This is a genomic window from Bacillota bacterium (assembly GCA_029961055.1).
Classification (GTDB): Bacteria; Bacillota; Sulfobacillia; order JAIMAT01; family JAIMAT01; genus JAIMAT01.
On record JASBVM010000051.1, the window covers coordinates 1 to 21,293 of the forward strand.

The 21,293-nt window shown below is 75.5% G+C and carries 22 protein-coding genes and 1 riboswitch; of the genes, 12 read left to right on the forward strand and 10 right to left on the reverse strand.

Going from position 1 to position 21,293, the window contains the following annotated elements; translation table 11 throughout:
• Nucleotides 1–1,054, reverse strand: a 1,054-nt coding sequence (hutU, locus tag QJR14_10505) for a urocanate hydratase (protein ID MDI3318030.1), incomplete at its 3' end; no start/stop codon positions are given.
• Between the two features lie 138 nt (nt 1,055–1,192).
• On the opposite strand from hutU, the gene QJR14_10510 reads away from it, so the two are divergent.
• On the forward strand, nt 1,193–2,062 hold the full coding sequence (locus tag QJR14_10510; GenBank protein ID MDI3318031.1) for a DegV family protein: 870 nt from the start codon (nt 1,193–1,195) through the stop codon (nt 2,060–2,062).
• Between the two features lie 82 nt (nt 2,063–2,144).
• On the opposite strand, the gene QJR14_10515 is transcribed toward QJR14_10510, so the two are convergent.
• The 4 genes from QJR14_10515 to QJR14_10530 all read right to left on the reverse strand — a co-directional run bounded on the left by QJR14_10515 (nt 2,145) and on the right by QJR14_10530 (nt 6,150).
• On the reverse strand, nt 2,145–2,552 hold the full coding sequence (locus tag QJR14_10515; protein ID MDI3318032.1) for a hypothetical protein: 408 nt from the start codon (nt 2,550–2,552) through the stop codon (nt 2,145–2,147).
• A 115-nt stretch (nt 2,553–2,667) separates the two neighbouring features.
• Nucleotides 2,668–3,249, reverse strand: coding sequence for a glycerol-3-phosphate acyltransferase (locus QJR14_10520; GenBank protein ID MDI3318033.1), 582 nt, complete (start codon nt 3,247–3,249; stop codon nt 2,668–2,670).
• Between the two features lie 123 nt (nt 3,250–3,372).
• Nucleotides 3,373–5,631, reverse strand: coding sequence for a glycogen debranching N-terminal domain-containing protein (locus QJR14_10525; protein MDI3318034.1), 2,259 nt, complete (start codon nt 5,629–5,631; stop codon nt 3,373–3,375).
• 30 nt (nt 5,632–5,661) lie between these two features.
• On the reverse strand, nt 5,662–6,150 hold the full coding sequence (locus QJR14_10530) for an extracellular solute-binding protein (protein MDI3318035.1): 489 nt from the start codon (nt 6,148–6,150) through the stop codon (nt 5,662–5,664).
• 662 nt (nt 6,151–6,812) lie between these two features.
• Here QJR14_10530 and QJR14_10535 point away from each other — a divergent pair.
• The 10 genes from QJR14_10535 to QJR14_10580 all read left to right on the forward strand — a co-directional run bounded on the left by QJR14_10535 (nt 6,813) and on the right by QJR14_10580 (nt 17,139).
• On the forward strand, nt 6,813–7,226 hold the full coding sequence (locus QJR14_10535; protein MDI3318036.1) for a hypothetical protein: 414 nt from the start codon (nt 6,813–6,815) through the stop codon (nt 7,224–7,226).
• A 36-nt stretch (nt 7,227–7,262) separates the two neighbouring features.
• Nucleotides 7,263–7,922, forward strand: coding sequence for a phosphatase PAP2 family protein (locus tag QJR14_10540; GenBank protein MDI3318037.1), 660 nt, complete (start codon nt 7,263–7,265; stop codon nt 7,920–7,922).
• Nucleotides 7,923–8,032: 110 nt separating this feature from the next.
• A complete protein-coding gene (locus QJR14_10545) occupies nt 8,033–9,232 on the forward strand; it encodes a hypothetical protein (protein MDI3318038.1) in 1,200 nt (399 codons plus the stop codon).
• A gap of 287 nt (nt 9,233–9,519) precedes the next feature.
• Nucleotides 9,520–10,554 carry a LacI family DNA-binding transcriptional regulator gene (locus QJR14_10550; GenBank protein MDI3318039.1) on the forward strand — a complete coding sequence of 345 codons (1,035 nt, stop codon included), beginning with the start codon at nt 9,520–9,522 and terminating at the stop codon, nt 10,552–10,554.
• A gap of 55 nt (nt 10,555–10,609) precedes the next feature.
• On the forward strand, nt 10,610–11,590 hold the full coding sequence (gene rbsK, locus QJR14_10555; protein ID MDI3318040.1) for a ribokinase: 981 nt from the start codon (nt 10,610–10,612) through the stop codon (nt 11,588–11,590).
• Nucleotides 11,587–12,006 (forward strand): D-ribose pyranase, encoded by a 420-nt coding sequence (gene rbsD / locus QJR14_10560; protein ID MDI3318041.1) that lies wholly within the window; start codon nt 11,587–11,589, stop codon nt 12,004–12,006. The genes rbsK and rbsD overlap by 4 nt, the downstream gene beginning before the upstream one ends.
• An 8-nt stretch (nt 12,007–12,014) precedes the next feature.
• Nucleotides 12,015–13,505, forward strand: a complete 1,491-nt coding sequence (locus tag QJR14_10565; GenBank protein ID MDI3318042.1) for a sugar ABC transporter ATP-binding protein — start codon at nt 12,015–12,017, stop codon at nt 13,503–13,505.
• Nucleotides 13,505–14,467: an ABC transporter permease gene (locus QJR14_10570; protein ID MDI3318043.1), complete on the forward strand. Its 963-nt coding sequence runs from the start codon at nt 13,505–13,507 to the stop codon at nt 14,465–14,467. Before QJR14_10565 ends, QJR14_10570 begins: the two co-directional genes overlap by 1 nt.
• A 55-nt stretch (nt 14,468–14,522) precedes the next feature.
• Nucleotides 14,523–15,512, forward strand: coding sequence for a D-ribose ABC transporter substrate-binding protein (locus QJR14_10575; protein ID MDI3318044.1), 990 nt, complete (start codon nt 14,523–14,525; stop codon nt 15,510–15,512).
• Nucleotides 15,513–15,664: 152 nt separating this feature from the next.
• Nucleotides 15,665–15,892: riboswitch (cobalamin riboswitch) on the forward strand.
• 191 nt (nt 15,893–16,083) lie between these two features.
• Nucleotides 16,084–17,139: a cobalamin-binding protein gene (locus tag QJR14_10580; protein MDI3318045.1), complete on the forward strand. Its 1,056-nt coding sequence runs from the start codon at nt 16,084–16,086 to the stop codon at nt 17,137–17,139.
• An 87-nt stretch (nt 17,140–17,226) separates the two neighbouring features.
• Here QJR14_10580 and QJR14_10585 read toward each other — a convergent pair whose 3' ends face one another.
• Entirely contained in the window at nt 17,227–18,111 is an 885-nt protein-coding gene (locus tag QJR14_10585) for a cytochrome c oxidase assembly protein (protein ID MDI3318046.1), read from the reverse strand.
• 72 nt (nt 18,112–18,183) lie between these two features.
• On the opposite strand from QJR14_10585, the gene QJR14_10590 reads away from it, so the two are divergent.
• Nucleotides 18,184–18,684 (forward strand): DinB family protein, encoded by a 501-nt coding sequence (locus tag QJR14_10590; GenBank protein ID MDI3318047.1) that lies wholly within the window; start codon nt 18,184–18,186, stop codon nt 18,682–18,684.
• 41 nt (nt 18,685–18,725) lie between these two features.
• On the opposite strand, the gene QJR14_10595 is transcribed toward QJR14_10590, so the two are convergent.
• The 4 genes from QJR14_10595 to QJR14_10610 are packed head-to-tail and all read right to left on the reverse strand — an operon-like array spanning nt 18,726 to nt 21,085.
• Nucleotides 18,726–19,205, reverse strand: coding sequence for a MogA/MoaB family molybdenum cofactor biosynthesis protein (locus QJR14_10595; protein ID MDI3318048.1), 480 nt, complete (start codon nt 19,203–19,205; stop codon nt 18,726–18,728).
• A gap of 10 nt (nt 19,206–19,215) precedes the next feature.
• The gene (locus QJR14_10600) at nt 19,216–19,725 is read right to left on the reverse strand and encodes a (2Fe-2S)-binding protein (GenBank protein ID MDI3318049.1); all 510 of its coding nucleotides are present in this window, start codon (nt 19,723–19,725) and stop codon (nt 19,216–19,218) included.
• A 5-nt stretch (nt 19,726–19,730) separates the two neighbouring features.
• Entirely contained in the window at nt 19,731–20,621 is an 891-nt protein-coding gene (locus QJR14_10605; GenBank protein MDI3318050.1) for a xanthine dehydrogenase family protein subunit M, read from the reverse strand.
• On the reverse strand, nt 20,618–21,085 hold the full coding sequence (locus QJR14_10610; protein MDI3318051.1) for a carbon monoxide dehydrogenase subunit G: 468 nt from the start codon (nt 21,083–21,085) through the stop codon (nt 20,618–20,620). Before QJR14_10610 ends, QJR14_10605 begins: the two co-directional genes overlap by 4 nt.
• Nucleotides 21,086–21,293 lie beyond the last annotated feature (208 nt).

A 21,293-nucleotide genomic window follows, 5' to 3' on the forward strand; every position in this document is an offset into this window, starting at 1 on the left:
GGACGAAGCCGGGGTAGGAGTAGGCTTCCTCGCGCGGGACGCCGCCCAGCGTCGCCTGCTCGCGCAGGTTGTTGCCGTAGTCGAAGGCGACCGCGCCGCGCCGCTTGAAGTCGAGGATGGCGCGCATCTGCTCCGCCATGGAGGCCCGCGCGCGACGGACGTACTCCTCGGGATCCGTCCGGCGCAGCCCCGCCGCCGCCTCCAGGCTGAGCCCCGCGGGGACGTAGCCGTTGAGCGGGTCGTGGGCCGAGGTCTGGTCGGTGACCACGTCCGGCAGGAAGCCCCGCCGCGCCAGCTCCGGCTCCACCTCGGCGGCGTTCCCCAGGAGCGCCACCGAGAGCGGCCGCCGCGCGCGGCGCGCCTCCTCCACCCAGGCCAGCGCCTCCTCCAGGGAGGCCGTCCAGCGGTCGACCAGCTTCCCCTCGTGGCGCCGCCGGATCCGCGCCGGGTCCACCTCCACGATCAGCCCGACGCCGCCGTTCATGGTGATGGCCAGCGGCTGGGCGCCGCCCATCCCGCCCAGACCCGCGGTGAGGACGAGCCGCCCCTCCAGGCCGCCGCCGAAGTGCTGGCGGCCGAGCTCGGCCAGCGTCTCGAACGTCCCCTGGATGATCCCCTGCGAACCGATGTAGATCCAGGAGCCGGCCGTCATCTGGCCGTACATGGTCAGGCCCTTCCGCTCCAGCTCCCAGAAGTTCTCCCAGGTCGCCCAGGCGGGCACCAGGAGCGCGTTGGCGATCAGCACCCGGGGCGCCATGCGGTGCGTGCGGAAGACGCCCACCGGCTTCCCGGACTGGACGAGGAGCGTCTCGTCCTCCTCGAGGTGCGCGAGCGCGTCGACGATGGCGTCGAAGGCCTCCCAGCTGCGCGCCGCCTTCCCCGCGCCGCCGTAGACGATCAGCTCCTCCGGCTTCTCGGCCACCTCGGGGTCCAGGTTGTTCATCAGCAGGCGCAGAGGCGCCTCGGTCTGCCACGACTTGGCCGTCAGCCTCGTCCCGCGCGGGGCGCGGACCTGGCGGGGTGCACCGGCCTTTCCCTCCTGCGCGACCGGCATGGCGCTCCCTCCTTCGGGCCAGCTGTCGAGAGTGTTCCACCGAGGCCAGGGGCTTCCTGCGCTCCCGGGCGGCCGGCAGGAAGCGGGGGTCCGGCCGCGGTAGCTGGGTTCCAGCGGGAAGGCGAGAGGGGGAGCACCATGCAGAAAGTGGCCATCGTCAGCGACAGCGCCTGCGACCTGCCCGGCGACCTGGCGCGCGAAGCGGGCGTCGAGCTCGCCCCGGTCCACACCATCGTCGACGGCCAGGACTACCGCGACCGCTACGACCTCCCCGCGCAGGAGGTCTACCGGGCGCTGCAGCAGGGGCGCACGGTCAGCACCGCCGGCGCCTCGGGGGAGGACTTCCTCGAGGCCTACCAGCGCGCGCTGGAACGGGCGGAGAGCGTCGTCTGCCTCTCCATCGGGCCGAGCCTGAGCGTCACCTATCGGAACGCCCTGGCCGCCCGGGAGGTGCTGGAGGAGGCGGACATCACCGTGGTCGACAGCCGGACGGTGCTGGCGCCGCAGGGGCTGGGCGCCCTGGCGGCGGCGCGGGCCGCGCAGCAGGGCGCCGGGAAGGAAGAGGTGCTGGCGCTGGTGGAGCGGCTCCTGGGTCGGAGCGGCATGCTCTTCACCGCCCAGACCCTGCGCCACATGGCGCGCGGGGGCCGGCTCCGCGCCGGCCAGGCGGAAGAGGCTGCCGGGGAGCCGGGCGAGGACGGCCCGCGCGCGGTCCTCCGCGTCGCCGCCGACGGCTGGCACCCCGTGGCCCAGGCACCCACCCGGGAGGAGAGCGTGGAGCTCCTCCTCCGCCTCCTGCAGGCCGACCTGGAGGCCTTGGGGTGGCATCCGGGGGACCCGCTCCGCCTGGTGGTGGACCAGGCGCTCTGCGAGGAGGAGGCCGCGGCGCTCCTGGAGCGGTTGCGCCGCACCTGGCGGGTGGAGGAGTCCTTCCTCTGGGAGGTGAGCCCCACCGCGGGCGTCCACCTCGGACCGGGCACGCTGGGCGTCGCCTACCAGCTGCCCTAGCGTCCCTCCGGCGCTCTGCCCTCCGCCCGCCGCCCGCGCCGGCCCAGGTGAGCTGCCCCGCGGCCGGGAGCGCCTGGCGACCTCACTCCTCGCTCTCCGGCGCCTCCGGCTCCTCGCGGCCGGAGGAGCCGGGGGGCAGGTCCGCGCCGCGCGAGGCCGGAGCGGCAGGCTGCCCCGGGCCGGTGTGGGCAGGCGAGGCCGACGCCACGTGGCGCGGCCGCTCCGGCTCGATCCGCACGGTGACCACGCCCGCCGGCCCGAGAGGGAGCGTGACCCGGACCGGGACCCGTTCGACCGCGGCGGGGACCGGCTCGGTGACCAGCATGGGTGCCGTCGCCCAGCGGGCGAGGCCCGTGGCGGCCAGGGCCACGCCCAGCGCCATCGCGCCCAGAAAGGCCGGCAAGGCGCCGACCGCCAGCCACCGGCGGCCCCCGGCCCCGGCCAGGCGGCTTCCGATGCCCTCCCCCCGCTTCATGCCCGCGTCCCGCATCCCTCGGAGGCCCTCCATGCCGGCAGCCTCGAACCTCCGGCCGGCAGCGACTGGCATCCATGTATATTCTTCGCACCCGAGGCGCGGATGGGGAGGGGGGCCGGGGAAGACGCCCTCAGCGAAACATGGCGCCCCGGGAGCGGCCCCGGCCCCAGCCCAGCTGGCGCAACAGGACGGCCACCATGACGGCCAGCGCGCTGACCGCCTGGGAGGCCGGCGCGGTCGCCAGGAGCAGGGCGAGGCCGACGGGAAAGCCGACGTAGCCGACCATGGGCATGCGGCGGGTGAGGAGCGCGGCCAGCGCTCCGGTGGCCGCGGCGGGCACCATCTGCGCCGGGGCGAGGACGAAGAGCGCGCCCAGGGCCGCGGCCAGGCCCCTTCCTCCGCGGAAGCGGGTGTAGACGGGCCAGTTGTGGCCCACGGTGGGCGCCACCGCCACCGGCAGGAGCCACCAGCCGCCGAGGCCTGTCCAGCGCGCCAGGAGCATGGGGAGCGCCCCCTTGGCCATGTCGGCCAGGAGGACGGTGATGCCGGCCACGGGGCCGGCCAGGCGCCACGTCGCGTTGCCCCCGGGATTCTCGCCCAGCTCCTCGGGCGACTGCCCGCGGTAGCGGCGCACCACCCAGCGCGCCGGCAGGAAGGAGCCCAGGAGATAGCCCAGGATCGTCAGGGCCGCGGTGAGGACCTCGGTTCGCACGTGCCACCTCCCATCCACGGTTCCGGCGCCGCCAGGCGTCGTCGCAGCTCCTCCGCCAGCCCGGCTGCCTGACCCCGGCCTCCTTTTCACCCTGCGCCACCCGATCTCCTGGCTCGGCCGGCCTCACGCACGGAGGGCGAAGAAGGTCTCGGCGCCCTCCTCCAGCCGCCGGCGTTCCTCGGACCGCCTTGCGCCGAGGCGGCGAAGGCGGACCTCCAGCTCCCGCCCCGCCAGCCGGCGGATCTCCAGGTCCAGCCGCTGGCCGCCCACGGCCAGCCCCCGGAGGCGGACGGCTGCCAGCGCCCGCTCCCCCTCCCCGCCGCCGAGGAAGGGGCGGAGCCGAATCCGCCCCCGCACCGCGTCCAGCTCCAGCCCCGCCAGCGCCGCCACCACCAGGAAGGGAGCCCCCGCCGCCCACGCCTGGGGCCGGCAGGCCGCCGGGTACTCTTCGGGGCGCCCTCCCGCCGCGCCTCCGTTCCGGTCTCCCGCCGGCGGGGTCGCCGGCGGGCGCTCCGCCCCCGAGAAGCACTCCGGCAGGCGATGGCGGGGCAGCGCCGCACCGGCGTCGAGGAGCGCCGCCGCCAGGTCATAGGCCTCCCGCAGGTGGCCGTAGCGGGCGAGGCCGGCGACGGCGACGGCCGTGTCGTGCGGCCAGACCGCGCCGCGATGGTAGGCCAGCGGGTGGTAGGCCGGGTTGGCCGCCGAGAGCGTCCGGAGCCCCCAGCCGGTGAAGAGGTCGGGCGCCAGGAGGCGGCGGGCCAGCGCCGCCGCCCGCTCGGGCGCGGCCACCCCCGCCCAGAGGAGATGGGCCGCGTCGGAGGTGACCGCCCCCGCCCGCCGCCGCGCCGCGCCCCGGCGGGCGCCGAGCGCCAGGGCGTAGCTTCCTTCCCGGGGAAGCCAGAAGCGCGCCTCGATCCGCTCGGCCAGGCGGTCCGCCTCCCGCCGGAGGCCCGCCGCCCGCCCCTCCTCCCCCAGCTCCGCGAGCACCTCCGCCCAGGCGCGCAGCGCCGCCACGACGTAGCCCTGCACCTCCACCACCGCCAGCGGTGGCTCGACCGGCCGTCCCCGCTCGTCCACCATGGAGTCCGCCGAATCCTTCCAGGCCTGGGTCCGGAGCCCCTCGGCCCCGTGGCGGCCCGCGTGCGGCTCGAAGCTCAGGAAGCCCTCGGGATCCCGTGCCCGCGCCCGCTCCACCCAGGCCAGCGCCCGTTCGACGGCGGGGCGGATCCGCTCGAGCCAGGGGCGGTCGCCCGTCCGGCGCCAGGTCGCGGCGGCCAGCCAGACGAAGAGCGGCGTGGCGTCGATGGAACCGTAGTAGCGGCCGTAGGGGAGCCTGCCGGTGCCGGTCGCCTCGCCGAAGCGGAGCTCGTGGGGGATGCGGCCCGGCTCCTCCTCGCGCCAGGTCTCCTCGCGGCGACCCTGCCAGGCGGCCAGCGTCTCCAGCGTCGCCCGGGCGAGCGACGGGCGGAAGGGCAGCAGCTCGAAGGCGGTGAGCAGGGCGTCGCGGCCGAAGAGGGTGGCGAACCAGGGCGCCCCGGCGGCGACGGTGGGGCCGGCTCCCAGGTCGAGGGAGAGCGCCTCCAGATCCCGTTCGGACCGGCGGAGCACGCGCTCCCAGGCAGAGGCATCCCCCGCGCCCCCGATGCCCCCTGCGCCCCCCGCAGCGGCGGGCTCGAACTCCACCCGGGCCCCGCCCGCCTCCCAGGCCAGGCGGCGGTCGGCCCGTCCCGTCCCCGGGGGCGGGGCGGACCGGCGCCGCGAGCAGGGGAGGCCCAGGGGCGGGCGGCGGCCGGGCCGCAGGCGGCAACGGATCCGCGCCTCCTCGCCCGCGGCCAGCCGGAACCGCCAGACGGCGGAGCAGGTGTCCATCTCGCCGGGCACGGGATCCAGTTCGATCTCCAGCCAGCGTTCGACGCCGTCGGCGCCCGCATGGCGCCAGCGGATCCGCCCGGAGGCGCGGTCCGCTGCGGTCTCCGGCGTCCTCGGCCGCGGCTCGACGAAGCCCCGCACCTCCATCAGGTCGGCGAAGTCGCCCTCCAGCGCCAGCTCGACGAGGGCGGTCAGCGGCCCGCGCGCCTCCGCCCTCCACCGGAGCTCGAGCAGGGCGCCGTCGTCGTCCAGGCGGAGGCGGCTCCGCCTGCGCAGCCGCCCCTCGCCCTCGCGCACGGTCGACCGCCACTCCAGGCGCGAGAGCAGGCGGGTGTCGCCGGCGTAAAAGCCCTCCACCCCACCCGGCCGGATCTCGCCCACCCGGCGCGCCAGCCAGAGCCGGTCGCCCGCCACGGCGACGCGGGGCGGCGTCGCCGGCGCGCGGCGGACCGGCCTGCCCTCCGGCCTCTCGCTCCGGTCCGGCCCGGTGCCGGCGACGGGAGCGCCCGCCATTCCGCCACCCCTCCTTCCTCGACGCCCTCGCTACGGGTGGATGGAGGCCTGCGCCTGCCGCAGCGCCTCTTTCGGGTCGGCACCCTGCAGGTAGATCGCCTGGAGTGCCTCGCCCGCCGCGTCGATCACGGTCTGGCCGTTGGGACCGAGCTGCCAGGGCAGCGCATGCTCCGCCTCGCCGGCGAAGGCCTTCTGCTCCGGGTCGTCCTGCGTGAAGGTCTCCAGCATCGACCGGACCGATGGCATCTCCAGCCCGCCTTGCTCCGTGAACTTCTCACCGTCCGCACTGGTCAGGAAGTCGATCAGCTGATAGGCCTCGTCCGGGTGCTGGGTATCCTTGCCCATCACGTAGGCGACCGTGAAGGCGAGGCTACCCGGCCTCCTGCCCACAGGAAGCGGAGCCACCGCCCACTTCAGATCCGGCGCTTCCCGGCGGAGCGCCGCCACCACCCCGTTCCCTTCGATCACCATGGCCGCCTTCCCCTTGGCCAGGGCGTCGCCGGCCCCCTGGGCGCCCACATCCAGAGTCGGGTGTTGTAGACGAGCGCCAGCGTGGAGAGGTTGGGTAGGAACCGCGAGAGATCGGTCTTGCATTGAACGCGTTCTTCCTCCTGCCGGTTCCTCATTTCGTTTCATGCAATGCGTGCACCAGTGGCTTCCGGCCGCCGCTGGGATCGCATCCGCAGCCGCTGGCTCCCTCCTGCCGGCGCATCGCGGGCACCAGGCGGAGGACGGACGGCGGATCCGGCGGCCATGCATGCACCCGGGCGCATGCATAGCCGGCCGGGAGCCGGCCCGGTGCCCGCCGGGCTTCACCCGGCCAGCTTCAGCAGCAGGGAGAGCCCGCTCAGGGCGGCGAGGGCGACCGCGTCGACCGCCAGCACGCGGCGGAAGAGCCCCGGGTCCCTCTCCTCGGGAGGCAGGAGGCCCAGCGCCAGCCCGAGCCGGGGGGGCCGACGCCATGGTCAGGAGCGAGGCGGAGACATTCTGCATCGCGACCAGCCGCTCCGCCGGATACCCGAGCGCTGTCGCCGCCATCCCGGCGCTCGCCATGAGCGCCCCCAGGACCAGGAAGGCGACGGTGGTCCCGGCCACCGGCCGCCGGAGCGCGTCTCTCCCCTCCCCGCACGAAGCCGGCAGGCAGAGGCCCCGCCCGGCGGTCTATCCTTGCACCCGGGGGGATGCCCATGACCGACCGGGAGCCGAGCCCGCGCCCGGGCGTCCGGCCCCGGGCGTCCCTGGCCGCGTTCGCCCTGGCCGTCCTGCTCCTGGCGGGCTGCGGGGCGGGTGCCGGAGGGGGCGGCGGCGCGACGGGTGCCGCCGGCACCGACTCGGACAGCTACCTCGCCCGGCGCGCGGAGGCGATCCGGGCGGCGGAGCAGCTCTTCCGCGCCAAGGCGGCCGAGGGCGTGGAGATGGCGGACGGCCCCTGCCTCTCCCAGGAAGTGATCCCGGACTGGGCGGTGGACGTCGCCCACGACCCCCGCCAGCCCGTGGACGACCTGCCCCAGAACCAGTGCGCCTCCTACCGGGAGGGGCGCGTCCACCACTTCGTCGAATTGGACCCGGACGGCCGCCTGATCCGCGCCGAATGAGCGAGCGGGCCGGAGGAGCCGGAAGCGAGGAGGTCCATGGGCACAAGGCTGAAGGCGGAGGGCGACGCGTCCCCGGGGGGAGCCCCGCCGGCGGCGGACCGGGTCGCCGCCTGGATCTCGGCCCTCTTCAACCCGTACACCCACCTGACCCTCTGGCTGGGTGCGGTCGCCTGGCTCACCCCCGCCAGCCGCCGGGCCGCCGCGGTGGGCTGGCTGGCGGCGGTCGCCCTCCCCCTCTCCGTCCTGGCGGCGGGGCGGCGGCTCGGGTGGTGGAGCCATCCCGACCTGGTCGACCGCGGGGAACGCTCGCTCTTCCTGCCGGTGGCCTGGACGGGGTCGGTGCTGGCCTGGCTGTCCGCGCTCCGCTGGGCGCCGGCGAGCTGGCTGCCGACCGGCTTCGCCGTGGTCGTCGTCTGGCTCGCCGGCGTCTGGCTGATCACCCTGCGCTGGAAGATCAGCCTGCACACGGGTGCGATCGGGGCGATGGCCGGCGCCCTGGCGCTCGTCCCGGCCCGCGCCGGACAGCCGGGGCTCGCCCTGCTGCTCTTCCTCGCCGCCACCCTCCTCGCCGCCGTCGTGGGCTGGAGCCGGCTGCGGCTCCGGCGGCACACCCCGGCCCAGGTGGTGGCCGGCTACCTGTTCGGCGCCGTCAGCGCCCTGGCGACGGCGATCTGGTTCCCTCCCGCCGCCCCCTGAACGGGGCGCCTGCCGTCGACCCGCCCCCGACACGTTTTCCGACCGATCCCCCTGGCGCTCCGCCTATCCTCTTCCCCGTCATCCTTCCCGCCGATGCGAGGCGATGAGCCGTGGAGCGCCTTGGGCTCCTTCCGTTCCGGCCGGGCGCGGTCCCCCCGCGCGCGCACAGGGCGGCCGCCCTGGCCGGCGCCTTCCTGCTTTCGGCCGTCTGGGCCCTGCTGCCGGTGATGACGCAGGCCCGCGCGCAGCCCGCCGCCCCGCCGGTCCTGCGGCCGGTCGGCTCGCTTCGCCTCGCCGGCGCGGCGGACGGGGTCTTCGCCGGCGGCGGGCGGCTCCTCTGGCTGGTGGCCGCGGGTCCCGCAGGGCTGGAGGCGGCGAGCCGTTCCCCGGCCTCCGGCTGGCGCTGGGCGCCGCGGCTGGTCTGGCCGCCGGCCATGAAGGCCAGCGGCCTCCGCGTCGAGGCGACGACCGCCCTGGTCGACCGGAGCGGCCGGCTCCACGTCCTCCTGACCACCGCGCCCGCCACGCCCGCGGGCGACGCCCTCGACCTCGCCGCGCGCACCACCTGGTACGCGGAGCTGGCGGGCGGGCGGTGGCTCGGGCCGGAGCGCGTGGGCGAAGGTCCCTTCCTCTCCCTGGGGCTGCGGCCCGGTACGGGTGGGAAGGCGGAGCCCGTCGTCACCCTGGCGTCAGGGTTCGACGCGCAGGGCGCGCTCGTCGAGCGGAGTCTCCTCCGCACCGGGGCCGGCTGGCAGCCGGCGGCGGCTCTGCCCGTGGCCCGTCCGCCGCTGGCCCTGGGTTGGAGCCACCTGTGGGACGCCGCGCCCGTACCCGGCACGCGCGACTGGGTCGAGCTGGTCAGCCGGGAGGGGCAGCGCTTCCTGGAGGTGGTGAAGGTCGCCCCGGACGGCCGCCCGCTCGCCGATCTGGGGAGGATCCCGCCGCCGGTGGCCACCGATGCGCCGGTCTTCCACCTGCTGGGCGGGGGACCCCGCTGGTATGTGGTCTACCGGAACACCGTGGGCCGGCTGGTGCCGGGCGATCCGGCGACCTTCCGCTGGAGCGAGGAGCTGCGGATCTACGCGGAGCCGTCCCGGCCGGCGGCCGGGCGGCCCTGGCCGGAAGTCGCCGCCTTCGGCACGGATCGGACGCCCCTCGCCGGCCTGCGCCTCGTCGCGGGCGGAACCCGGGCCGTGACGGCGGCGGCGGACGGACGGCTCTTCCTCCTCTGGCGCCTGGCTCCGGCGACCGGCACCGCGGCGGAGGAGCTCTGGCTGACGGAGCTGGCGCCCGCCGGGCCGGGGCGCTAGCGGGGGCTCGCCGCCCGGGTCCGATGACGGCCGCGCTTGCTCCCGGGTCACGTTCCGCAACGTCTCCGCTCGTTCCGACGGGACGACCCGCTGGCCGAACCCGAGACCGCGACCCCCTCGCAAACTTGGAGGAAGCTTCTCCGACCCCGCTTCCCCGGGCACCGCCCCCCCTCCGGCTCCGTCTCCCCGGATTGCCTTCACCTCCCGGGAAGGGATTTCTCCCTGGCCGTCGAAATGGGTCTTCGTACAGCGGTGAAACCGGTTTCAGTATTCATGAAACGTGTTTCATGTTCCCTCCGGCGGAGGGCAAGGGGGCGTCGGATCTGGCCACGATCCGCGAGGTGGCGCGGATGGCGGGCGTCAGCCCGGCGACGGTCTCCAGGGTGCTCAACGGCCAGGCACCGGTGCGCGAGTCGACGCGCCGCCGCGTCCTCGAAGCCGTGGAGGCGCTGGGCTTCACGCCCAACGGCCTGGCGCGGGGGCTGGCCAAGGGGGTGACGCGGACCATCGGCCTGGTCCTCCCTGACATCGCCAACCCCTACTTCCCCGCCCTCGCCCGCGGCGTCGAGGACGCGGCGCGGGCGGCCGGCTTCGCCGTCATCCTGGGCAACAGCGACAACGACCCCGCCCAGGAAGCGGCGCACGTCGCGGTCATGCGCGAGCGCCTGGTGGACGGGCTGATCATCGCCTCCAGCGGCCAGCCCGAGCGCCTGCCGGCGGTGGTCGGCGACGTGCCGACCGTCCTCATCGACCGCCGCGTGGACGGCTGGCCGGCCGACTCGGTCTCCACCGACAACCGCCTGGGGGGGCGGCTGGCGGTCGCCCACCTGCTCTCCCGGGGGCGGCGGCGGATCGCCCATCTGGGCGGGCCCGAAGGCGTCACCTCCGCCGGCGACCGCGCCCTGGGCTTCTCCGACGCCCTGCGCGAGGCGGGTCTCGAGCCCGACCCCAAACTGGTCAGCCGGGGCCCCTTCGCCTTCGAGAGCGGCTACGAGCGGACGCGCGCGCTCCTGGCGTCCGGAGTCGACTTCGACGCCATCTTCGCCGCCAACGACCTGCTGGCCGTGGGCGCCATCCAGGCCTGCCAGGACGAGGGGCTGGACGTCCCGCAGCAGGTGGCGGTGGTCGGCTTCGACGACATCCTGCTGGCGCGGCTGGTCCGGCCGCGCCTGACCACGGTCCTCCAGCCCGCCTACCGCGCCGGCACCCTCGCCTGGGAGCGGCTGGCCGCCCGGATCGCCGCCCGCGCGGCCGGCCGGGCGCCGGCCGAACCGCTGGACGTGCAGCTGACGCCGCGGCTGGTGGTGCGCGAGTCGGCGTGAGGACCCGATCGGCCTGCGCTCGGTGGACGCGAAGACAGGGGAGCAGAGCGGGGGGATGGCGGAAGTGGCACGGATCGTGGTCGTCGGCAGCCTGAACATGGACCTGGTGGTCCAGGTGCCCCGCTGGCCCGGCCCGGGCGAGACCGCGCTGGGGGAGCGCTTCCTCCAGGTGCCCGGCGGCAAGGGCGCCAACCAGGCGGCCGCGGCGGCGGCGCTGGGCGGGGAGGTGGCCATGGTCGGGCGCGTCGGCCGGGACGCCTTCGGGGCCGCGCTCCTGGAGAACCTCCGCCGTTTCGGCGTCGACGTGAGCGGCGTGGTCGCCGACGCCGAGGCACCTACCGGGCTGGCCGTCATCGGCGTCGAGCAGGGCGGCGAGAACCGGATCGTCGTCATCCCCGGCGCCAACGGCCGGCTGGGCGTGGAGGACCTCGAGGCCTCGGCCGCGGCGGGCCTCTGGGAGGAGGCCCGGGTCCTGCTCCTGCAGTGCGAGGTCCCGGCCGAGACCATCGTCGCCGCGGCGCGCCTGGGCCGTCGCCACGGCCTCACGGTCCTCCTCGACCCGGCGCCGCCGATCCCGCTTCCCGAGGAGGTCTGGCGCTACGTCGACGCCTGCCTGCCCAACCGGCTGGAGGCGGGCGCGCTGACCGGCCGGCCGGTGGCCGACCTGACCTCGGCGCGTCTGGCCGGCGCCGACCTGCTCGCCCGCGGCCTGCGCTGGGTGGTGGTCAAGCTGGGCGCGCAGGGCGTGCTGGTGGGCGAAGGAAGCGACTTCCTGCACATCGAGGGGCTGAGGGTGCCGGCGGTGGACACCACCGCCGCCGGCGACGTCTTCGCCGGAGCCCTGGCGGTGGGCCTGACCGAGGGGCTGGCCTTCACCGCCGCGGCCAGCTTCGCCAACCGGGCGGCCGCCCTCTCCACCACCCGGCCCGGCGCCCAGAGCTCCATCCCGGCGCGCTCGCAGGTCGACGCCCTCCTCCAGCCGCCGGCCGCGAACTCGACCTCTCCCGACAACGCCCGAAACGAGGTGGACCGATGAGACGCGACGGCCTGCTGCACGCCGAGCTGCTCGGCCTGCTGGCGGCGCTCGGCCATGGCCAGACGATCGTGGTGGCGGACGCCGGCCTGCCCGTTCCGCCCGGCGTCCGGCGCATCGACCTGGCGGTGACGCCGGGCTTGCCCGGCTTCCTCCCGGTGCTGGAGGCGGTGACCGGCGCCATGGTGGTCGAGGGTGCCACGGTGGCCGAGGAGTTGGCCAGGGGAAACGCCTCCCTGCTGGAGTCGGTGCGCCGGCTCCTCGGTCCGGGCGTCCGGGTCGAGGCGGTCCCGCACGAGGAGCTGAAGCGCCTGAGCGGCCTGGCGGCGGCGGTGGTCCGGACCGGCGAGTTCACGCCGTACGCCAACGTCCTCCTCCGCGCCGGCGTCGCCTTCGGGCCGGCCTCGGGCGGGAGGTGAGGACTTCCATGGGCGCCGCCCTTCTCCAGGTGCGCGGCCTGCGCAAGGGCTTCCCCGGCGTCCAGGCGCTGGGGGGTGTCGACCTGGACGTCGCGGCCGGCACCGTCCACGGCCTGGTGGGCGAGAACGGCGCCGGCAAATCGACGCTCCTCAAGGTGCTGGCGGGCGTCCTCCGGCCCGACGCGGGGGAGGCCCGCTTCGACGGCCGGCCCCTCCCCTTCGGCTCGCCGCGGGCCTGCCAGGCGCTGGGCATCCGCGTCATCCACCAGGAGTTCAGCCTCGTGCCAGGGCTGAGCGTGGCCGAGAACATCCTCCTCGACCACCTGCCCGCGCGCGGTCTCCGCCTCGACGGCCGCCGGCTCCGCCAGGAAGCCCTGGCGACGCTGGACCGGCTGGGCGTCGACCTGCCGCTGGATCAGCCCGTCCGCCGCCTGAGCGTCGCCCAGCAGCAGCTGGTCGAGATCGCCAAGGCGCTCTCCGCTCGCGCCCGCCTGCTGGTGATGGACGAGCCGACCGCCGCCCTGAGCGAGCGGGAGATCGAGGCGCTCTTCGCCATCGTCCGCCGGCTGCAGGGCGAAGGCGTCGCCATCCTCTTCGTCTCCCACCGGCTGGAGGAGGTCCTCGCCCTCGCGGACCCCGTCACGGTGATGCGCGACGGGCGCGTCGTGGCCACGCTCCCCCGGGACGAGGCGAGCCAGGAGCGGCTGATCGGGCTGATGGTCGGCCGCGAGCTCGGCGAGCTCTTCCCCGAGGGGCGCCGCCGGCCCGGCCCGGTCGTCCTGGAAGCCGAGGGCCTGGAGAGCCGCGGCCGCTTCGCCGGCGTCGACCTCCGGCTCCACCGCGGCGAGGTGCTGGCCCTGGCCGGGCTGGTCGGCTCCGGCCGGAGCAGCGTCGCCCGGGCGCTCTTCGGGCTGGTGCCGCTGACGGGCGGCCGCCTCCGGGTCGACGGGCGCGAGGTGCACATCGGCTCGCCGCGGGAGGCGATGCGCCTCGGCATCGCCTACGTGCCCGAGGACCGCCACCTGGAGGGCCTCGTCCTCCCCCGCTCCATCCGCGAGAACGTCTCCCACGCCAGCCTGGCGGTCCGCGGGCGCTGGGGCCGGGTCGACGCCCGGCGCGAACGGGCGGCGGCCGAGGAGGCCGTCCGCGAGCTGGCCATCCGGGCGCCGTCGGTCGAGGCGCGCGTCGAGGGGCTCTCCGGCGGCAACCAGCAGAAGGTCGTGCTCGCCAAGTGGCTTGGCATCGAGCCCCGCGTCCTCCTCCTGGACGAGCCGACGCGCGGTATCGACGTCGGGGCCAAGCACGAGATCTACCGGCTGATCGACCGCCTGGCGTCGCAGGGGGTGGCCATCCTCCTCATCTCCTCCGAGCTTCCGGAGCTGCTGGGGCTCGCCGACCGCCTCCTGGTCCTGCGCGAGGGCCGCCCGGCCGGCCTCCTCCCGCGCGAGGAAGCGACCCCCGAGCGGGTGCTGCAGCTGGCGATGGGGGGTGCAGCCTGATGCGGGCATGGCGCGAGCGTCTGACGGTGACGGACTACGGGCTGGTGGTCGGCTTCCTGCTGCTCTGCGCCTTCCTCGCCGTCCTCTCGCCCTCCTTCCTGAGCGCGACCAACCTGCTCAACGTGGCGCGCCAGGTGGCGGTCAACGCGCTCCTGGCCGCGGGCCAGACCTTCGTCATCCTGACCGCCGGCATCGACCTCTCGGTCGGCTCGGCGCTCGCCCTCTCCGGCGCGGTCGCGGCGGGCACCATGGTCCAGCACGGCATGGCGGCCGGCATCCTGGCGGGGCTGCTGACGGGCCTCCTGGTGGGGGCCTTCAACGGCCTGGTCGTCACGCGGCTGGGCATCCCCGACTTCATCGTCACGCTGGCCATGCTGAGCGCGGCGCGCGGGCTGACGCTCATCTACACCAACGGCCTCCCGATCGGCAACCTGCCCCCCGCCTTCCTCACCATCGGCGGGGGCTACCTCGGGCCGATCCCCATCCCCGTCCTGCTGATGCTGCTGGTCTACCTGGTGGCCTACCTGGTCCTTCGCACCACCGCCTTCGGCCGGTACGTCTACGCCGTCGGCGGCAACCGGAAGGCGGCCGCCTACGCGGGCATCCCGGTCCGGCGCGTGCGCCTGGCCGCCTATCTGATCTCCGGCTTCCTCGCCGCCGTGGCGGGCATCGTGCTGACCAGCCGCCTGGCCACCGCCGACCCGCAGGCGGGGACCGGCTACGAGCTGGACTCCATCGCGGCCGTCGTCCTGGGCGGCACGAGCCTCTTCGGCGGGGAGGGACAGGTACTCAAGACGCTGCTGGGCGCCCTCATCCTCGGCGTCCTCGGCAACGGCATGAATCTCCTCAACGTCTCGCCGTTCTACCAGGAGGTGGTGAAAGGCATCGTCATCCTGCTGGCGGTGGCACTGGGCAATCTGAAGGAACTGCGTCGGCTGCTCTCCAGCGGGGAGGCGGGCTGACCCGTCGACATCGGGCCGGCGCGCTCCCGCCAGACGACCTCGAGGAGGAATGGCCATGCGACGGAATCGAACGGGCATCTGGGTCGCTCTCCTGCTTGCCGGCACGCTCGCGCTCGCCGCCTGCGGCGGCGGCCAGGCGCCCGCCAACCAGCAGGGCTCGTCCAGCTCCAGCAACGCCGGCGGCTCCGGCTCGTCCGGCACGAAGGCGAAGGTGACCATCGCGCTGGCCGTCTCGACGCTGAACAACCCGTACTTCGTCACGCTCCGGGACGGCGCGCAGAAGGAGGCCGACACCCGGGGCGCCCAGCTGATCGTCTACGACGCCCAGAACGACCTGGCGAAGCAGACCAGCCAGATCGAGGACGCGATCACCAAGAAGGTCGATGCCCTCATCGTCAACCCGGTCGACTCCTCCGGCATCGTCCCGGCGGTGGAGGAGGCCAACAAGGCGGGCGTCCCGGTGATCGCGGTCGACCGCGGGGTGGCCGGCGGCAAGCTCGCCGCCTTCATCGCCTCGGACAACGTGGAGGCCGGCAAGCTGGCCAGCGAGGCGCTCTTCAAGGCGCTGGGCGGCAAGGGGAAGGTGGCCCTGCTGATGGGCGTGCCGGGCGCCTCGGCGACCAACGACCGGACGCGCGGCTTCGAGCAGGCGCTCGGCCAGTACGGCGGCATCCAGGTGGTGGCGCGGCAGACGGCCAACTTCGACCGTGCCCAGGGGCTCTCGGTGATGGAGAACCTCCTCCAGGCGCATCCCGACCTGAACGGCGTCTTCGCCGAGAACGACGAGATGGCGCTCGGCGCCATCCAGGCGCTCAAGTCCGCCGGCAAGAACGGCAAGGTCCTGGTGACCGCCATCGACGGCACCCCGGACGGCGTGGCCGCGGTCAAGGCGGGCGACCTCCTGGTGACCGTCGCCCAGCAGCCGAGCTGGATGGGCTCCAAGGCCGTCGAGTACGCGGTCGACCTGAAGGCGGGCCGGAGCGTCCCCTCGGGCTTCACGCCGGCGCCGCTGACGGTGATCGACAAGGCGCACGCCGGTCAGTAACGCCCGCAACCCCTGCCGGGTGCCGGTACGGCGCCCGGCAGGGCCGCGTGCGGAGGACCGGTCTCAGGGATACCGGAGGCGGGCATCTCCCGGCGGGCAGGATCTCCGCGCCCCTCATGGAAAGCTAGCACGTCCGGGGAGGTCGGCTCCCCGGCAGGAATCCCGTGGCAGGTGCCCGGCCCGGCCCGCAGGGGTCGTCCGCCGGGAGAATAGGGAAGTCCGGTGAGCCCGGTACCGCCTGCGGCGGTCCGGGCGATTCCGGCGCGGTCCCGCCACTGTGACCGGGAGCCGGGACGGAAGCCACTGTCGCGCAGCCGACGGGAAGGCGTCCACGGCGACGAACGGAAGCCAGGAGACCTGCCTGCCGCGTACCGAGTCCGCCTTCGCAGGAAAGGGGGCTGGTCCGATGCGGTCGTCATCCCTCCCCGATCGACCCGGCGCCTGAGCGCCGGGTCGGCACGTCTCCCGTCTCTTCGCTCGCACCTGCGGCCCTGTTCGACTTCGACCGCCGGCCGGGGCGCCGCCGAAGCACCCCGGCCATGGCAGGACCAGGAAGGGAAGTGACCCATCCGTGAGATCTCTCCGCGGGCGGAGGCGCCGGCGGCTCTCCCCCGCCTGGATCGTCCTCGCCCTGGCGCTGGTGGTGAGCGGGTGCGGCGGCCAGCCGGGCCAGACGGGCCAGGCCGCCAAGCCGGGGGCCGGCGGCAGCGCCGGTTCCGTGGCGCGGGCGGCCCAGGCGCACTTTCCGGTCACCCTGACCGACTACGCGGGCCACCGCGTGACGATCGCGAAGGAGCCCCGGAGGATCGTCTCCTTCGCCCCCTCCAACACCGAGATCCTCTTCGCCCTGGGGCTGGGGAGGCGGCTGGTGGGCGTCGACGCCTACAGCGACTACCCTCCCCAGGCCAAGTCGCTCCCCAAGGTGAGCGCCACCGGCCCGCAGCTCAACTACAGCGTGGAGAAGACGGTGGCGCTCAAGCCGGATCTCGTCCTGACCATCCGCGGCACCCAGAAGGCGGACGATCAGCTCCGCCAGATGGGCATCCCGGTGCTGGTCATCCAGCCGGCCGACCTGTCGCAGGTGCTCGACTCCATCCGCCTGATCGGCCGGGCGACGGGCGCCGTCGCCCCGGCGGAGCGGCTGGTCGCCTCCATGGAGCGCCGGATCCGGGCGGTGGAGGCGCGGGCGGCGGCCATCCCTTCCTCGGAGCGGGTACGCGTCTTCTACGAGGTCTGGAACCAGCCGCTGATGACGGCCGGCCCGGGCAGCTTCATCGACGACCTGATCACCCGCGCGGGCGGGATCAACATCGCCCACGACGCCAAGAGCGCCTGGCCCGAGTTCAGCGAGGAGGAGCTCCTCGCCCGGAATCCGCAGGTGATCCTCCTGCCCAGCAGCAACGCGGCCGAGCGGCAGGCCGTCCTGGGCGGCCGGCGGCCGACCTGGGCGCGCCTGGACGCGGTCAAGAACCGGCGCGTCTACGTCATCGACGAGAACCTGGTCTCCCGGCCGGGGCCGCGCATCGTGGACGGCCTGGAGCAGATCTTCCGCCTGCTCTACCCGCAGGCGGCCAAGACCGGCCTCGGCCCGGTCCCGCGGGCGCGGACGCTGCCCCGCGCCGCCTGAGACCCGAGACGCGGGGCGGGGCCGGTCCAGCCCGGGCGGCGCGGTCCGGCCCCGCCCGCTCCTCCCCCTCCTCCGCCCGTCCGCCCCTCAGGCGGAGCGGCGCCGGCGGAGGAGGATGACCCGGGCGGGGGGCTGGCTTCCCGGGGCGCCGGACTCGCCGGTTTCCAGCCAGGCGGCAACCTCCAGCAGGAAGGCGAAGACGTAGAGCACCGAGATCACCAGCAGGCCCGCCCCCGCCACCTGCTGGTCCATCAGCGCCGAGAAACCGAGGGGCAGCGCCTCCCCTCCCCGGGCGTAGAGGATCCGGCCGCCGAAGAGGAGGACGACGGCGGCGATCCAGAGGACCGGCACCAGGCTGCCGATGTAGGCCATGCCCGCCGCCGGCCGCAGACGGCGCCCGTGGAGCGAGTAGCCCACCACCGGCCCCCAGAAGGCCACCCCGCTGGCCAGGAAGAGCGCCAGCGTCACCTCGCCGCCGAAGCCGCTCCCGTGCGCCCAGCGCTCGACGGGCGGCAGGAGGCTGAAGGCGAAGACCCAGACGAAGCCCATCCAGCCCACCGGCACGCGGAGGAGCCAGCCGAGCGTCTGGCGGAGCGGCCGCCAGCGGACCAGCGCCGGCAGCCAGCGCCGCCGCCAGGCCGCCGGCAGCCCCCAGGCCCAGGCCGGGCCCGGCAGCCCGAGGAGCAGGAGCGGCGCCGCCACCAGCGCCAGCAGCTGGTGCTCCAGCACGTGGAAGCTGACCAGCCGGCGGCTGAGCGCCTCGGCCGGCGAGTCGAAGGCGACGACCACGGCGGCCAGCCCCGCCAGGAAGAGGAGCGCCCGCCAGGCGGCGGCGCTCTTCCCGAGGCCGCGGCGCCGCATCCGCACCCAGCCCGCCAGGTAGAGGGCGAGCAGAAGGCCGGCCGCGGCCAGAAGGAGCGGGCTCAGGCGCCACCCGCCCTCCGCCGGGACGGCGACACCGCCAGGAAGCATGCCCGCCACCCCCCTCCCCTCGCACTCAGTCTACCCCGCCCGGTCTATGATCAAGCGGAGGGGGGACGTCCGTTGCCGACACCGACTCGCCCGGCGGCCGATCTGGCCGTCCGGGCCATCCGCCTGGCGCTGGACGAGGTGCCGGCCCACGTCCGGCCCGAGGTGGCCCTGGAGGCGCTCGGGGTGGGGACGGCGGGCCGGCTGCCGGAGTCGGCGCCGTATACCATCCACCAGCTTCTCGGCCACCTGACCTTCTGGCTCGAGTTCACCCTGGCGCAGCTCCGGGGCGACGAGCCGCAGGAGCCGGCGCACGCCGAGGAGGGGTGGCCCTTCCCTCCCGCTCCCTCGAGCCAGGAGGAGCTGGACGGGGAGGTGGCCCACTTCCTCTCCACCCTGGGCCAGGTGAGCGGCTACCTGCCCCGCTGGCAGGAGCCCGTCGCGGGGAGCCGGCGCTCGGTGGGCGAGCTGCTCACCGACACCGCCATCCACAACTCGTACCACCTCGGGCAGATCGTCCTCCTGCGGCGGCAGATCGGGGACTGGCCGCCGCCGTCGGGCGGCTCCACCTGGTAGCGCCGGCCCGCCCCCGCCTCCCAGCCCCCGGCCGCGGCCGCTCAGTGGTCGACGGGCCGGCCGCGCAGGATGGCGACGGCGTGCTCCACGATCGGCTCCAGCGCGGCCAGGGCGTCCCGGACGCCGGAGGGGCTGCCGGGGAGGTTGACGATCAGCGTGCCGCGCCGGACGCCGGCGACGCCGCGGGAGAGGAGCGCGCGCGGGGTGGCCGCCGCGCCCCGGCGGCGGAGCTCCTCGGCGATGCCGGGCACCTCCCGCTCCACCACCGCGCGGGTCGCCTCGGGCGTCACGTCGCGCGGGGCGAGGCCGGTGCCGCCGGTGGTCAGGACCAGCTCCAGGTCCAGCTCGTCGGCGCAGTGGAGGAGCGCGCGGCGGATCGCTTCCTCGTCGTCGGGGAGGAGCGTCCGGTAGGCCGGTTCGTGGCCGTGCTCCCGGAGCCAGCTCTCGATCAGGTCGCCGGAGCGGTCCTGCCGCTCGCCGCGGGCGCCGGAGTCGCTGGCGGTGAGGATGCCGCAGCGCATGGCGAGCGCCTCAGCGCGCGGGCCCGGCCCCGCCCGCGGGTGCCCGGCGGAGCCGCCCGGCCGCGTCGGCCACCGCCTCGACGATGGGCTGGTAGCCGGTGCAGCGGCAGATGTTGCCCGAGAACGCCTCGCGGATCGACGCCTCGTCCGGCTCCGGGTTCTCCCCGAGGAAGGCGACCGCCGTCATCAGGAAGCCCGGCGTGCAGAAGCCGCACTGGAGCGCGTGGTGCTCCAGGAAGGCCTGCTGCACCGGGTGGAGCTGCCCCTCCGGCCCGGCCAGGCCCTCCACCGTCCGCACCTCGGTCCCGTCGGCCTGGACCGCCAGCATCAGGCAGGAGCGGACCGCCTGGCCGTCGACCAGGACCGTGCAGGCGCCACAGACACCGTGCTCGCAGCCCAGGTGGGTGCCGGTCAGCCCCAGCCCCTCGCGCAGCCAGTCCGCCAGGGTGGTCCGGACCTCCACCTCGTCCTCGACCTCGCGCCCGTTGACGCGGAGCCGGATCCGCTTCCTCTCCAACAGCTCCGTCAAGCCTCTCCCTCCCGGTTGCCAGAGGTCGCGCGCCGCCAGGCGGCCGCCAGGGCGCGGCGGGTCAGCACCCCGGCCAGGTGGCGCCGGTACTCCGCGGAGGCGTAGATGTCCGCCTCGGGGTCGACTTCCTCGGCGACGCGCTCCGCCGCCCGCGCGAAGAGCGCCTCCGACGGCGCCTCCCCGCGCAGGAGCGCCTCCGCCGAGCCGGCGCGGAAGGGCGCCCCGCCCACGCCGGTCAGCGCCAGGCCGGCCGCCCGGATGCGGCCGCGCTCGTCCAGGGTGAGCTGCGCCGCCACGCCGACGATGGCGAAGTCGCCCGCCCGCCGGTTGAACTCGAGGAAGGCCGACCCGCTCCCGGGCGGCGCCACCGGGAGGCGGATCGCCTCCACCATCTCCTCCGGTCCCAGCGCGGTGGTCAGAAACCCGAGGAAGAACTGCTCGGCCGGCACGCTCCGCGCCCCCGCGGCGCTGCGCAGGAGCACCTCGCCGCCCAGCGCGGCCAGGACGGCGGGGATCTCCGCCGCCGGGTCGGCGTGGGCGACGCTCCCGCAGAGCGTCCCCCGGTTCCGGATCTGCGGGTGGCCGATCTGGCCGACCGCCTCCGCCAGGAGCGGGAGGCGCCGCCGGACCAGCGGCGAGCGCACCGCCTGCCGGTGGCGGACCAGCGCGCCGATGCGGAGGAAGCCGTCCTCTTCCTCGATCCGGTCCTCGCCGGGGAGACGGTTGATGTCCACCAGGACCGACGGCCTGAGGAGCCGCAGGTTGAGCATCGGCATCAGGCTCTGCCCGCCGGCGAGGACCTTGGCGTCGCCCCCGTACTCCCGGAGGAGGCCGAGCGCCTCCTCCAGGCTCTCCGGCACCGCGTAGGCGAAGCGGGGCGGCTTCACGGGGCACCCGCCTCCCCCTGCGCCGTGCGCGCCTCCACCTCGCGCGTCAGCGCCGAGAAGAACTGGCCCGTGATCAGCTTGGCCACCCCGCCCAGCATCCGCTGGCCGACGCTGGCGATGGTGCCGCCGGCCTGGGCCTCGCCCTCGTAGCGGAGACGGGTGCCGTCGTCCTCTTCCTCCAGGGCGAAGTGAAGCTCGGCGTTGACGAAACCCGGGCCTCCCTGGCCCGAGACCAGCAGCGTGTATCGTTCCGGCGGCTCGGCGTCGCGGATCTCGACCCGGCCGCTGTAGCGCCCCTTGATGGCCGCGACGCCCAGCTCCAGGTCGGCCTCGTAGGCGCCGTCGGCCACCTGGCGCAGCGCCTTGCACCCGGGGATGCAGCGCGAGAGCACCTCGGGATCCATGAGGAAGCCGTAGACCACCGGGCGCGCCGCCCGCAGCACCTGCTCGCCCCTGACCTCCAACCTCTCGCCCTCCTCCCGTCGCCCTCGGATGGGAGCCTACTTCGACCCGCAGCGGCGAGCGCCTGCTCGTCCGTGCCGGCGACCCCGGCGGGCACCCGGTCCCGCCGCACCCGGGCCGTCGCCCCCGCCCGGTCGTTCCGCCCGGCGCGGGGATGCGGGTCGGCAGGATTCCCCGGAACAGCGGGGAGTTTTCATACTTTTGCCTATC